We start from the raw sequence: 14,003 nt of genomic DNA, 5'->3' as shown, positions 1-14,003 counted from the left end.
ATTCAGACGTGCAGGCTTCTGACGTTGACGTATCAAGCAGCTTCAAGCAGCTTCAGCGCATCCCGCGCCGTCGGGCAGACCGAAGTCCGCCGGGAAATGTTCGAGTGCAGAGCGCACGGGGAACGGCGTCATGCCGCCCATCGCGCAGAGCGAACCGGACACCATCGTGTCGCAAAGGTCATGCAGCAACTTCACCTGACGTGTGGACGTATCCCCGCGCCGGATCCGCTCGATCACCTCGACACCCCGCGTCGACCCGATCCGGCACGGCGTGCATTTGCCGCACGATTCGAGCGCGCAGAATTCCATCGCGTAGCTCGCCAGTCCGGCCATGTCGGCCGTATCATCGTGGACCACCACACCGCCGTGCCCGACCACAGCACCAAACGCCGCGTAGGCCTCGTAGTCCATCGGCACGTCCCATTGCGCGTCGGGCAGATAAGCGCCAAGCGGCCCGCCGACCTGGATGGCCTTCGCGGGACGCCCGCTCGCCGTGCCGCCACCGAAGTCGTCGAGCAGCGTGCGCAACGTCACGCCGAATGCCAGCTCCACCAGCCCACCACGACGGATATTGCCCGCCAGTTGCACCGGCAGCGTGCCCTGCGACCGGCCCATGCCGTACTCGCGATAGGCCTGCGCCCCATGCGCGAAGATGTACGGCACGCTCGCCAGCGTGATCACGTTGTTGATGAGCGTGGGCTGTCCGAAAAGACCGGACAGCGCCGGAATCGGCGGCTTGGCGCGCACAACTCCGCGCTTGCCTTCGAGGCTTTCGAGCAACGCCGTTTCCTCGCCGCAGATATAAGCGCCAGCGGCCTTCGCCACGCGCAATTCGCAGGCGCGTCCGGACCCGAGGACATCCGGCCCAAGCCAGCCCTCGCGGCGCGCTACGGCAATCGCCGCTTCGAGCGCCGCGATGGCGTGGGGATATTCGCTGCGCACGTAGACGATGCCTTCACTCGCGCCCACGCTCAGCGCCGCGATCACCATCCCTTCGATGAGCACGAACGGATCGCTTTCCATGATGAGACGGTCGGCGAACGTACCGGAGTCGCCTTCGTCCGCATTGCAGACGACGTACTTCTGCACGGATTCCGCACGACTCACCGTGCGCCACTTGATGCCTGCCGGGAATGCCGCACCGCCGCGTCCACGCAGCCCCGAGTCGAGCACCGTCTGACAGGCGGCCTCCGCGTCGAGCGCGAGACAGGCGCGAAGCCCCGCGAGGCCTCCGTTAGCCTCATAATCAGCCGGGTCCAGCGGGTCGGTCACGCCCACACGGGCAAACGTCAGACGTTGTTGGCGCGCCAGATAAGGAATCGCCTCGACGCGCCCCACACAGGCGGGCATGGCGGCCTCCCAGCTTCCGTCGGGGTCCTCTGCCGAGACGTCGCACTCAGCGTCCTTAGCCGCGCACGCGGGCCAACCGCCGTCGAACAGCGCTGCGATCTGCGACGGCTGCACGTTGCTGTATCCCACGCGCCCCGCAGGCGTCGCTACCTCGACGAGCGGCTCCAGCCAGAACAGGCCCCGCGAGCCATTACGAACGATATCGATGGCAACACCACGCCGGGTCGCCTCGGCGGCCACTGCCGCCGCAACTCTGTCCGCACCGAGCGCGAGCGCCGCGGAGTCACGCGGAATGTAGATACGGAAAGACTTCGACGCCTCAGTCATGACGACCCTCCTTGCTGGCGACGGCATCGGCGAGCAGCACGTCGAAGCGCGCCGGACTGACGCGCGCATGCAATTCGCCGTTGATCGTCACAGCAGGCGACAACGCACATTGACCAAGGCAGTAGACCGATTCGACGCCCACGCCATTGCATGCGTCGCCATCGATGTACGCGCCGGTACAAGCTTCGACATGGGCGACGAGCGCTTCGCCGTCGCGACTGCGACAAGCCTCCGCACGGCAGACCTGTACGATGGTCGACGGTGGCGGCGCGCTGCGAAAGTGGTGATAGAAGGTGATGACGCCGTGAACTTCGGCGCGAGAGAGATTCAGCGCGGCAGCGATGGCAGGCACGTGGGCGGGGTCGACATAGCCTTCGGTGTCCTGCAAGGCATGCAGCAACGGCAACAGCTCGTGTGCGCGGCCGGCGTGGCGAGCCAGCAGCGGCGCGAGCGTCGCATGAGGTGTGGGCACCATCTCGAATTGTCTCCTGGGGCAAGACCGCATCTCATATGTTCTTTATTGCATATGATGACAACAGGTCTTTCGGGGGCTCAGTCCTTACGACAGTAGACCAAACGCCCCGTCCCAACAAGCCTCGTGCAAATACCGATACCCTCACACGACCGTTCGCGCTGCATCGCAACATGATGCAGACATCCAGCCCATGCGGGCCGGGCATCAGTCATTGAAAAACATCCCGCATCGCATATGCATGCAAATACATATGAAACATCATCCCAGTGACGGGAATGCCTCGGACAGCGACGTCACTCGCCCCGTCGCTCCTTCGCTGTAGCCCGGGATGGCGTGAACGGCCTGCCGGTATTCACCACTCTGGAGAATCTCGAGCAAAGCCTGAAGATGCGGCGACTCGCTGCCGCTCTCCGGGAACATCAGGCAGTAACGCTCCGTGAGGATCGGGATGAAGTCGAGGCCGAACTGACTCGCGGCGGCTTCGATGGCGAGACCCGCGTCGGCGCGTCCGCTGGCAATGTAAGCAGCAACGGCGGCGTGCGTGAATTCGATGTTCTCGGCACCGGCCACCGTCGCGGGATCGATACCGTCCTGCGCCAGCAACAGGTCGTAAATGATGCGCGTGCCAGACCCACGCTCACGGTTCGCGAAGCGCGCGCCCGTGCGTGGCAGATCGGCCAGCGTGCGGATGCCGAGCGGGTTGCCGCGCGCGACGAGCAGACCGAGACGCCGCGACGCCACATCCGCGACGCGATACGACTTGCCCTTGAGCAGCGGCATGTACTGATCGAGCACCGGCTCGGCGAGCGCGCCAATCGGCACGTGAAAGCTCGCAACCTCACATTCGTGCTTGGCGAGCGCGGCAATCGCTTCAATGCTGCCGCGATAACTGACGTCGATGGGCAAACCGGCGCGTCCCGCGAAATCGACCAGCGCCGCCACTGCCAGGCCGTGACTCGCGAAGAGCCGCAACTGATCGGTTTCCTGAAGCAGCAAATCGTCGAGCTCGGTCTGCAGTTCGGACGCCATCGTCTCCAGCAACGGCCCGAGCCGGGCCTGCAGTCGCTTCTGCCCCCAGAGCAATCGTTGCGCCAGCGGCGTAAGGACCGCGCCGCGCCCACGCGCCATCGTGAGCAACGGCGCGCCCATCAGCGACTCCACTTCCTTCACGTGTCCCCATGCGCCACGGTACGACTGTCCCAGCACCTGACTGGCGGCTTGCAAGTTGCCGTGCGCCTGCACTTCCGTGAGCAGCGACAACACCTTGTCGAGCGGCAGGTCGTTGCCGTCATGGCGAAAACGAAGTTGCGGGGCAATGGAGATACGCTTCATGGGGCTCACCTTATATGCTATTCATTGCATAAATCAATTTATGCAAAATCCTGATAACATGCCTACAAACGTCGATTTAACGGGCACCTATCGCTCGACATTCGCACTCAGTTACGGGCGCAATGTTTCGCAATTATGCATCAATTTGCCTATGTGACGTCAACCGTTTCCGTTTCCTCCGGTCATTGCGCTCCCCCGAAGTTGGCGCAGTGCGCCGGTCACTCTTGCCAGAACTCGCGTCATGTCTGCCCCGAAAATTGCCCCGTACGATCGCCCCGCTGGCGGTTGGGGCGCGCTCAAGAACGTCGCCATCCAACTCGTCACGCAAGGCATCCCGCTCAAAGGCGCGCGAACGCTGCTTAGCGCGAACCAGCCCAGCGGTTTCGATTGCCCCGGCTGCGCCTGGCCGGACCGCGAACACGCGTCGACCTTCGAATTCTGTGAGAACGGCGCGAAGGCCGTCGCAGCCGAGGCGACCAAGCGTCGGGTGACGCCCGAGTTCTTCGCCGGGCGCACCGTCACCGAGCTGCTCGAGCTCGATGACTACACACTCGAAGGGTACGGCCGTCTCACGCACCCGATGCGCTACGACGCCGCTACCGACCGCTATTTGCCCATTGACTGGGATGCTGCGTTCGCCATGATCGGCGAGCATCTGCGTGCGTTGCCCAGCCCCGATCAGGCGGCGTTCTACACCTCGGGACGCACGAGTAACGAAGCGGCATTCCTGTATCAGCTGTTTGTCCGTCAGTACGGCACGAACAACTTCCCCGATTGCTCGAATATGTGCCACGAGCCGACCAGTGTCGGGTTGCCGCCGGTCGTCGGCCTCGGCAAAGGTACAGTCACACTCGAAGACTTCGAGCAGGCCGATACGTTGCTGTTGTTCGGGCAGAACCCAGGCACCAACCATCCGCGCATGCTCGGTGAGTTGCGCGAAGCGGCCAAACGCGGCGCGACCATCGTCTCGATCAACCTGTTGCATGAACGCGGTCTCGAGCGCTTCGCCGACCCGCAGAGTCCGGGCGAAATGCTGAGCATGGGCGGCACGGCCATTAGCGGCCATTACGTCACGCCAGCGAGCGGCGGCGACTTCGCTTTCGTGAAGGGCGTCATCAAACATGTGCTGGAGCGTGACGCCGAGGCTCGCGCCAACGGCGATCCCGCCTTGCTCGACGACGCCTTCATTGCCGAACATACGCACGGCTTCGACGACTTCGCCGCCGATGTGCGCGCCGAGCGCTGGGACGATCTGGAGCGCGCGTCCGGCGTGTCGCAGGCACAGATGTGCCAGATTGCCGACGTCTATCTGCGCGGCGAGCGGGTCATCGCGACCTGGGGCATGGGCATCACGCAGCACAAGCAGGCGGTGGCAACGATCCAGATGATCGTCAACCTCATGCTCCTGCGCGGCAACATCGGCCGTCCGGGGGCCGGACTTTGCCCCGTGCGCGGTCACAGCAACGTGCAGGGCGACCGCACCGTCGGCATCAACGAGAAGCCGACGGCCGCTTTCCTTGACCGGATCGGCCAGGTGTTCGACTTCACGCCACCGCGCCGCGAAGGCCTGGGCGTCGTCGACACGATCTCTGCGATGCTCGCCGGACAGATCCGGGTCTTCATCGGGATGGGGGGCAATTTCGCGATGGCCACGCCCGACACGCCACGCACGTGGGAAGGTCTGCGTCAGTGCGATCTGACCGTGCATGTGGCGACGAAACTCAACCGCAGCCATCTGGTGCACGGTCGCGACGCACTGATCCTGCCGTGCCTCGGCCGCACGGAAATCGATATGCAGAACGGTGCAGTGCAAGGCGTGACCGTCGAAGATTCGATGAGCATGGTGCACCTGTCGTACGGCATCAACGCCCCGGCGTCGGAACATCTGCGCTCGGAACCCGCGATTGTCGCGGGTATGGCGCAGGCGACGATGGGCCGCGCCGTCGGCGGCCATGACGACTGGCACTGGTACACCGAAGACTACGACCGCATTCGCGACGCCATCGCCGCCACGTTCGACGACTTCGCCGAATTCAACCGCCGCGTGCGCCACCCGGGCGGCTTCCGTCTGCCGGTGCCGCCGTCGGAACGACAATGGCTCACCGCCAACGGCCGCGCCAACTTCACCACGCACCCGCTGCCCGCCGAGTTACCCATCGACGTCGCCCGCAAACTGGCGGGAGATCGTGGCGCAGACGTGCTGCAACTCGCCACGATCCGCTCGCACGATCAGTACAACACCACGATCTACGGGTTGAACGACCGGTATCGCGGCGTGTTCGGTCAGCGTCGCGTCGTCTTTGCGAACATCGAGGATCTGGATGCGCGCGGGCTGCGTGCAGGCGAGCGCATCGACCTCGTCGGCGTATGGAACGACGGCATCGCCCGTCGCGCGGACGACTTCCTGCTGGTCGCCTACGACATTCCGCGCGGCAGCATCGCCGCGTACTACCCGGAGACGAACGGCCTCGTACCGCTCGACGCCATCGCCGATGGTGCAGGCACCCCGACCTCCAAGTCTGTGCCGGTGTTGCTGGAGCGCCGCCTTGGCTGACCTTTCCTCCCCCGCCGACGGCGAACTGGCACAGGCGGAGCAAGAACTCGCCCGCCTGCTGCAAACGCTCGCCGACGGGCGTCGCGAAGGCCGCGAGTCGATGTCACTCGCACGTCTGGCCAAGCGCAGCGCATTGCCCATGAGCGCGTTGCTGCGCTACCTCAGCGTGCTCACGGAGGCGGGGTGGGTTTCGCTGGAAGACGGCGAGCGCGGCCTGCAACTCGTCCGGCTGACGTCGGACGGCGCGGCGCAGCTCGATAGCCTTGGCAGTCCTCAGTAACCTGCCCGTGCGTTGAAAAAACTGACGCGTATGACGGAAATGCGACGAAAGTAAGGCGCTGCAATACGACTGACACATTTCCATCCCGGCACTCGGCATACACTCTCGTCGCTACGGGGCGGATCACCGCCCCGGGCGCTTACGCTGCCCGATGCGACCTGCGTGATCCAGCGATCTCCTCGACATCGGCGACGTCAAGCCACGTCATGTCCGCCATGCCCCGGAGACTTCATGGAGAACGTCGTTGCGCGCCCGGTCGAGATCGACGCCGCCACGCCCTGCGTCAGCGCCACCGTCGAGAGCGTTGCGACGCCCTCGCCCGCGCTATGGCGTCACGCGAGACCGTCGCGCTGGAACCCCGTGCTGATCGGCCTGACGACGCTTGCGGGACTTTGGCAATGGCTGGGGTTGGGATGGGCGCTGCGCCACTGGGGTGAGATGGCGTCGCTGACGCTACTGCCTGTGCTGCTCCTCACGCCGATGCACTGGGGACTGATTCACGAGTCCATCCACGGCCAGTTGCGCCTCAAGCCCCGCGCCAACGAACGCACTGGCCGCTCGCTCTCCCTGCTGCTCGGACTGCCCTTCGAGATCATGCGATTCGGGCATCTGATGCATCACCGGTTCACCCGCCAGCCCTACGACCGTCCCGACATCTCGACCTTGCCCGCCGACGCACCGTTCGCCGCGCGCGCCAAGCGCTGGCTCGGCTATCAGTCGCGCCTGTTGGGCGGCATGTGGTTCACGGAACTGTTCGCGCCGGTGATCGCCTGGCTGCCAGTCAAGCGCCTGCCCACGCTGGCCGTGAGCGCACTGGGTGCCGATCCGCAGGACGACGATGTGCGTCGTCGTGTGGTGATGTTCGCCTCCGATCCGGTGCGACGCCGCCGTATTCAGCGCGATTTCCTCCTGATGCTCCTCGCAATCGGCGCCGCGGTGTGGGCGTACGGTCCTTGGTGGCCGGTGTTCGCGGTGACGTTCGTCGCGCGCGGCGTCTGGCTGTCCATCGCCGACAACCTGCCGCATTACGGCGTGGCGATGGACGAACCCGCACGTTCGCGCAACTTCCGCTCGCCCGCGTGGGGACGTCTGCTCGTGCTCAATCATCATCTGCACCGCGTTCACCATCAGTACCCCACTGCACCCTGGCACCTTCTGCCGGAAATCAACGCCGCGCAACCTTCGTCCGGCCCCGTCATTCCCTACTGGCAAGCCATCCTTCGCCAGTTCCGCGGACCGTTGCCAGCCAGCAGCCTGACGGCCAACGTCCCCGCCGCGCACTAGCGCTTTCGCGCCTCAACGACAACGACGCCCCGTGCGTCGTTGTCTGCGCGCCACGCAAGACGTACGGCCTACTGTGGATTTCGGACCGATTCTTTCAGGATTTGTCCGAATCGTGCTATAAATGCGAATCGTTTTCGTTAACGTTTACATCATCATTCCGCTGAATGCTTGATCGTAACGAGCGACCGACACCGTCTGTGGATATGCGCTGCCAGCCACGTCGCCTCAGGGCGGCGTTTTCGTTTCCGTCGCGGCACAGCATGACAGCACGCGTAAGGCGCTCCGCTTGACGTCCGTATTCCAGCTTTTTGCGCTCACTTATCAGTTACTCGCGAGCATGTTGATTGCATTGGCCATTGCACTGGCATGGTTGGCAGGCGCTGCCTGCTACCTCACTTCGGAACACCAGCGATTGCGCGCGCAACGTCTGGCGGCACAGCCCGCGCGCGCGATAGCCCTGGTCGCGGCGATTGCAAGCCTCGTTTGCTGGTGGCTGGCCGCCGGGCCGTCGGCCGGTATCGCGTCCGCGTTCATGTCGCTGTGCTTTGGCCTACTGTTCTGGCCGTATGCGGCGGGTGGCTGGCACTGGCTGCGCGGAGACGCTCATGTGGAGTAGAACCTTCGCGGGCCTTGTGCTCGGCTTCTTCGCGGCCATCGCCTTGTGCGGTGCCATCGCGTACATGACACCGGCTGGCTGGCAAACCGCCGCGATCCCCGTCATCGCGCTCTTCCCGCTCGTGTGGCTGGGTCTGTTCGCCGTCGTCTATGCGAGCCGCACGGCGGCGCGTGCGTGGATCGGCATTGGCGCGACCACTGTCGTCGCATGGGCTGCGCTGCTGTTGGCGCGCACCGTCTGGTAAGGATCGCTCGATGCGCGCTCAAACGCTTCGTCAATACCTCAGTGTCCATACGTGGGCTGGCATCGTGGCCGGTTTCGCGTTGTTCGTCGCCATGCTCGGCGGCGCCCTGACCGTCTTTCATCACGAAATCGAACGCTGGGAGCAACCGGCGACGCGTCACGCGCCGCTCTCGCTCGCGCAGACGGAACAACTCGCCGAAATGGTTCGCGCGCAGTACCCTGCCGCTCGCGAGCAAATGGGTGTGGTGCTGCCCAGTCATTCGCCTATGCCTTTCGCCTACTGGCAACAGCCCGATGGCGAATGGATGCAGGCACGACTGCGTCTGAATGCGAACGGCACTGCATCGTCGCTCATCACGGGCGATGCGCGCCCCGGTCTGTCGAACACCGTCAATTCGCTGCATTACTCGCTCTCGATCCCGACCTACGGTCTGTATCTGATGGGCGTGGTGTCACTGTTCTACGGCATGGCACTGATTTCCGGCGTGATCGTGCACCTGCCGCGCGTCACGCGCGACATCTTCGCGTTGCGTCCGGGACGCAATCTGAAGCGCTTCTGGCAAGACGCGCACAACGCCATCGGCGTGCTGAGTCTGCCGTTTCATATCGTCTTTGCGCTGACGGGTGCGCTGCTGTGCCTGAGCTTGCCATTGATGATGGCGTTCAACGTGCTGACGTTCGAGAACAAGCTCGCCCCGCAGTTCTTGCAGATGACGGGCTCCGTGCCCGCCAAGATTGCACCGGTCGACGGCAGGCCGCTCGATCTTCAGGCAGTGCTGGCGCGTGCCGAACACGCCGCCCCTGATCTCGAGACGACGGCTGTCGCCTGGTCGCGCTACGGCAAACCGGACGCTGTGGCCGAAGTCTATGGCGAAGCGAACGACTCGCTGGGCGTCTTCGGTGCCGTGGCGGTCCGCCTGAACGACGGTGAGATCGTCGGCCAGCACAGCCCCGGAGTGCGCGACACGAATCACGCCGTGCTCAGCATGATCTACGGCGCGCACTTCGGTAATTTCGCGGGCGACGCCATGCGCTGGGTGTATTTCATCCTCGGTCTGATGGGTGCCGTGCTGGTGTACAGCGGCAATCTGCTCTGGCTCGAATCGCGTCGCAAGCGCAACACCACCATTCAGCCCGCAAATTTGCAATGGATGGCGAAGGCAACGGCGGGCGTATTCCTTGGCACCTGCCTCGGCATCGCCGTGGCGTTCGTTGCTGCCGTGGTCGCGCCGGGTGCGACGTCGCTGTCGATCTTTGTCGTCACGCTCGTGCTATCGATGCTCTTCGCCGCGCTGACCGTGCCTGCAGTGGCCGCGACCGGATTGCTCGTGGCGACCGCGCTTGCCTGCCTCGCGATTCCCGCCGTGGATGCGATGCTCACGTCCGACAATCTCGTGCGGACGCTGTCCAGTGGCGACTGGGTGCTCGCTGGCATCGATCTGATCGCCCTCGCCGGTGCCGCGATCTTCGCGCTGTTCGCACGCGCGACGTGGCGCCGTGCACGACGCGGCGCCCCGAACAGCGTCTGGGCGCGTCCGGCCGCGACCGCCCAAACTACGGCGCAAGTCATGCCGCAAACACCCCACAAATAAAAGATCGATTCACGACGGACGCGCTGGCACACGGCGCGTCATCTACAGGGAGATGTACCGATGTTGCAACACCGCCCGCTCGCAGGGCGCGGATTCGCTCGTCCTCGCGCCGCGCAAGACTTGACGCCTCACCACGTTCCCGCCCCCTCGCCCATCACACGTGCCATCGCTGGCGTGTTCGCGATCTGCGCCGCATCGCTGACCTTCGTGTCCGGTACGGCCTACGCACAGCAAGCGCCTCAAGCTTCGCAAGCGTCGGACGGACAACCCGCTGCAAAGGACACCGCGGCGTTGCCCACGACGACCGTGTCGAGCAATCGCGATGAAGACGTCAAGGTCGAACGGGTGACGAGCGGCGCACTCGGCACGCGGCGTGCCGTCAACACGCCGTTCTCGGTCGTCGGCGTGAACAGCGAGCAGATCAAGAATCAGATGGCGCAGACGGCGACGGATGCCTTCAAGTGGGACCCGGCCGTCACCACGCTCTCGGAAAACAAGCGCAACGAAAACTCGTACTTCGCGGTGCGCGGTATGCGCGTCGACATGCTCGACGGCACCAAGATCGACGGTCAAAACTTCGTCTCGTGGCAGGCCGACATTCCGCTCGAACCGTTCGAACAGGTCGAGCTGCTCAAGGGGCTGTCCGGCTTCATGTACGGCTTCGGTGCGCCGGGCGGCATCGTCAACTACGTGTTGAAGCGCCCGACGGACGAGCCGCTGCGTCAGTTCTCGGTTGGCTACGAAGCCAATAACGTGTGGAGCCAGAAGCTCGATCTGGGCGGACGCTTCGGTCCCGACAACCGCTTCGGCTATCGCCTGAACCTCGTCAACGAGGAAGGCAACACTGCCGAGCCGAACAATCACGTGCGCCGCAAGACGATCTCGTTCGCGACCGACTTCCGCATCACGCCAGATCTGACATGGTCGGCGGACATCGCCTACTGGAAGCGTCAGACGACGGGCACGCTGTTCGGCATGAGCTTCGGCGGCGCGACGGCAGTCGCCGACGCCAACAAGGTCGCACGCAATCTCGCCCAACCGTTCACATACTACGAAACCGATGCGCTGACGGCAGGCACCGCCCTGGACTACCGCATCAACGATCAGTGGAAAGCGAACTTCAAGTATCGCTTCGCCCGTCAGAATCGCCTGAACGGCGACAGCTTCCTCTTTGTCACGAACTCGGCAGGTGACTACACCGACACGCAGTACAAGTGGAAGACGGCGTACTACTACCAGGCATGGGACGCGATGGTCGAAGGCAAGTTTGCGACCGGCCCGTTCAAGCACAACGTGGTGTTCGGTGTGTCTTACCAAACGCAGGTGAAGCTCAACGACAACGGTCTGGGCGGCAACGGCATTTCGCTCGGCACGAGCAACATCTACAACCCGTCGCTGCTGCCGAATCAGGACATCGGCATGGATTACCAGCCGTATCGCAGCGAAAAGATCTCGCAACGTGCGATTTTCGCGAGCGACACCGTCGACATCACGTCGCGTATTTCGGCACTGGTCGGCCTGCGCTACACGCAGTTCAACGACGACCTGTACGACATCTCCGGGCAGACCGGCACGTCGTACAAGGCCAAGCCCGTCACGCCGACGCTCGCCTTGATGTACAAGACGGACAACGATTCGACTGCTTACGCGAGCTACGTCGAATCGCTGGAACCGGGCGGTTCCGCCAGCATTACCAACGTCAACTTCCCGACGACGTACGGCCCGCTCAAGAGTAAGCAGTATGAAGTGGGCTGGAAGGCCGACAAGACGTCATGGGGCGCAAATCTGGCACTGTTCCGTGTCGAGCGTGGCTACGGCTACACCAACGCGTCGAACTTCTATGTGCAGGACGGCACGCAGCGCTTCCAGGGGCTGGACGCCAGCGGCTGGGTGCGGCTGGCGCATGATTGGCGTGTGATGGGCGGCGTGCTGCTGCTCAACACCAAGGCGGTCGACGTGGACGATCCGACAGTTGCGGGCAAGCGCATCTTTGCCGCCCCGCGCTATGTGGTGACGGGCCGCGTGGAGTACGACACGCCGTTCGTGCGCGGCCTGACCCTTGCGGCGGGCGTCAAGGTGACCGGCCAGCAAGAAGTCGATGCCGCCAACACACTGTCGATTCCGTCGTTCACAACGATCGATCTGTCGGCCAAGTACGCAACGCGCATCTCGGGCAAGTCGGTGGTGTTCCGCGCCGCCATCAACAACCTGACGGACAAGCACTACTGGACGACGACGTACAACGGGTTCGTGCTGCCCGGCTCGACCCGCACGTTCCTCGCCAGCGCCACGATGGACTTCTGATCGATACGGCACTTTGGCCTCGCGCCGATGCCGGGAACGCCTCTCGATAATCTAAGGACCGAATTATCGGACGGTGTTCCCGGCGAGACATTTCATTTTCCGTCCGCCAGCAACACATGGCGTAGCCTTATGCGACGTCGGACCCACTCTCGATTTACCCTTCATTCGCTTCGAGAAGGCCCAATACATCTCGACTATCAAGACGCTGTGTAACGGGATGTGCCCGACCTTGAAACGCCATGACCTCGGCACTACGATTTTTTTAGCTTGACGGTAGCCATGCTTTCGTTCGCTTCTTACGGCCTTCGCCACGCTAAAGCGCGGGCGCTCAGTGCAACATTGATGGATTGAGTGCGGATACGCAGTCACCAATCAGTCAACTCAGTGGGGTCGAATATGCAAATAACGGTCAAGACGTTGACGGGCAAGGACATTGTTTTGGAAGTCAACCCGTCTGACACCATTGGGGGTGTTAAGCAAAAGCTTCAGGAAAAGGAGGGGGTTCCCCCGGAAAATCAAAGACTGATATTTTCGGGCAAACAACTCGAAGATAATTGGGCACTTGCCGACTACAACATCCAAGCGGGCAACACGCTTCACCTTGTCTTGCGCTAATGAGCCGTGATGAGCGCGAAAAACAAAAAGGTCGGATTCCATGAAAAGAACCCGACCTTTTGTCGAACCACCCGGTTTATCACGCCCGGGACAATCCAAATACCTTACGACAGCGACGCATGATGTATTGAATCAGCGCAAGTCGCCACCGCCGTCACACCATCGCTCGCCTTAACCGACGAACGCGCGCTCGACGAGGTAATGACCCGGCGCGTGGTTGTGACCTTCCACGAAGCCGCGCTTTTCGAGCAGTTCACGGGTGTCCTTCAGCATGGCCGGGCTGCCGCACAGCATGACGCGGTCGTGTTCCGGCGAAAACTCCGGCAGACCGATGTCCGAGAAGATCTTGCCCGACTCGACCAGCTCCGTAATACGGCCCTGGTTTTCGAAGTCTTCACGGGTGACCGTCGGGTAGTAGATCAGCTTGTCGCGGACATACTCGCCCAGATACTCGTGCTCCGGCAGATGCTGGGTAATCAGATCGCGGTAGGCCAGCTCGCTGGTGAAGCGGCAGCCGTGCACCAGAATGATGTGCTCGTAGCGATCGTAGACTTCCGGGTCGCGGATGATGCTCATGAACGGCGCGAGGCCCGTGCCCGTCGAGAGCAGGTACAGGTTCTTGCCCGGCAGGAGGTTGTCATCGATCAGCGTGCCCGTCGGCTTGCGGCCAACGATCACCTTATCGCCCGGCTTGATGTTTTGCAGACGCGAGGTCAGCGGACCATCCTGCACCTTGATGCTCAGGAACTCCAGCTCTTCCTCGTAATTGGCGCTCGCCATGCTATAGGCGCGCAGCAGCGGCTTGCCATCGACTTCCAGGCCGATCATCGTGAACTGGCCATTGACGTAACGGAACGAAGCGTCGCGAGTGGTCTTGAAGCTGAACAACGTGTCGGTCCAGTGGTGGACTTCCAGCACGGTCTGTTGATTCTGAATGCTCATATTGACTTGACGTTTAACGGAGGCGGCGGCACAGCGCTTCGGCACGACCACACGGGCAACTTCCCCACACGGCCAGACTTGCCTGAGTG

Annotated in this window: 12 protein-coding genes; 8 read left to right on the top strand and 4 right to left on the bottom strand. The window is 63.2% G+C overall.

What is annotated here, in order from left to right; all coding sequences use genetic code 11:
* Positions 1-42: 42 nt before the first annotated feature.
* From ACIQWO_RS04080 to ACIQWO_RS04070, 3 genes are all read right to left on the bottom strand, one after another.
* On the bottom strand, positions 43-1,677 hold the full coding sequence (locus tag ACIQWO_RS04080) for a formate dehydrogenase beta subunit (RefSeq protein WP_402819493.1): 1,635 nt from the start codon (positions 1,675-1,677) through the stop codon (positions 43-45).
* Positions 1,670-2,152: an NAD(P)H-dependent oxidoreductase subunit E gene (locus tag ACIQWO_RS04075; protein ID WP_402819490.1), complete on the bottom strand. Its 483-nt coding sequence runs from the start codon at positions 2,150-2,152 to the stop codon at positions 1,670-1,672. Before ACIQWO_RS04075 ends, ACIQWO_RS04080 begins: the two co-directional genes overlap by 8 nt.
* Before the next feature lie 258 nt (positions 2,153-2,410).
* Positions 2,411-3,484 carry a substrate-binding domain-containing protein gene (locus ACIQWO_RS04070; RefSeq protein ID WP_402819488.1) on the bottom strand — a complete coding sequence of 358 codons (1,074 nt, stop codon included), beginning with the start codon at positions 3,482-3,484 and terminating at the stop codon, positions 2,411-2,413.
* A gap of 241 nt (positions 3,485-3,725) precedes the next feature.
* On the opposite strand from ACIQWO_RS04070, the gene ACIQWO_RS04065 reads away from it, so the two are divergent.
* From ACIQWO_RS04065 to ACIQWO_RS04030, 8 genes are all read left to right on the top strand, one after another.
* Positions 3,726-6,038 carry an FdhF/YdeP family oxidoreductase gene (locus ACIQWO_RS04065; RefSeq protein WP_402819485.1) on the top strand — a complete coding sequence of 771 codons (2,313 nt, stop codon included), beginning with the start codon at positions 3,726-3,728 and terminating at the stop codon, positions 6,036-6,038.
* Positions 6,031-6,318 carry a helix-turn-helix domain-containing protein gene (locus tag ACIQWO_RS04060; RefSeq protein WP_402819482.1) on the top strand — a complete coding sequence of 96 codons (288 nt, stop codon included), beginning with the start codon at positions 6,031-6,033 and terminating at the stop codon, positions 6,316-6,318. The genes ACIQWO_RS04065 and ACIQWO_RS04060 overlap by 8 nt, the downstream gene beginning before the upstream one ends.
* 231 nt (positions 6,319-6,549) lie before the next feature.
* A complete protein-coding gene (locus tag ACIQWO_RS04055; protein WP_402819479.1) occupies positions 6,550-7,602 on the top strand; it encodes a fatty acid desaturase family protein in 1,053 nt (350 codons plus the stop codon).
* Between the two features lie 286 nt (positions 7,603-7,888).
* Positions 7,889-8,218 (top strand): hypothetical protein, encoded by a 330-nt coding sequence (locus tag ACIQWO_RS04050; protein ID WP_402819476.1) that lies wholly within the window; start codon positions 7,889-7,891, stop codon positions 8,216-8,218.
* Positions 8,208-8,462: a hypothetical protein gene (locus tag ACIQWO_RS04045; RefSeq protein ID WP_150573939.1), complete on the top strand. Its 255-nt coding sequence runs from the start codon at positions 8,208-8,210 to the stop codon at positions 8,460-8,462. Before ACIQWO_RS04050 ends, ACIQWO_RS04045 begins: the two co-directional genes overlap by 11 nt.
* 10 nt (positions 8,463-8,472) lie before the next feature.
* Positions 8,473-10,053: a PepSY-associated TM helix domain-containing protein gene (locus tag ACIQWO_RS04040; RefSeq protein ID WP_402819473.1), complete on the top strand. Its 1,581-nt coding sequence runs from the start codon at positions 8,473-8,475 to the stop codon at positions 10,051-10,053.
* A 60-nt stretch (positions 10,054-10,113) separates the two neighbouring features.
* Entirely contained in the window at positions 10,114-12,357 is a 2,244-nt protein-coding gene (locus ACIQWO_RS04035; RefSeq protein ID WP_402819470.1) for a TonB-dependent siderophore receptor, read from the top strand.
* A gap of 396 nt (positions 12,358-12,753) precedes the next feature.
* Positions 12,754-12,972, top strand: a complete 219-nt coding sequence (locus tag ACIQWO_RS04030; protein WP_402819467.1) for a ubiquitin-like protein — start codon at positions 12,754-12,756, stop codon at positions 12,970-12,972.
* 171 nt (positions 12,973-13,143) lie between these two features.
* Here the strand turns inward: ACIQWO_RS04030 and ACIQWO_RS04025 are convergent, their stop codons facing one another.
* Positions 13,144-13,914, bottom strand: a complete 771-nt coding sequence (locus tag ACIQWO_RS04025) for a ferredoxin--NADP reductase (protein ID WP_402819464.1) — start codon at positions 13,912-13,914, stop codon at positions 13,144-13,146.
* Positions 13,915-14,003 lie beyond the last annotated feature (89 nt).

The sequence above is a fragment of the Pandoraea sp. NPDC090278 genome (assembly GCF_044772185.1).
Taxonomy (GTDB): Bacteria; Pseudomonadota; Gammaproteobacteria; order Burkholderiales; family Burkholderiaceae; genus Pandoraea.
The sequence above is the reverse complement of the archived record's forward strand: the minus strand, read 5'-3'. Positions and strand labels throughout refer to the sequence as shown.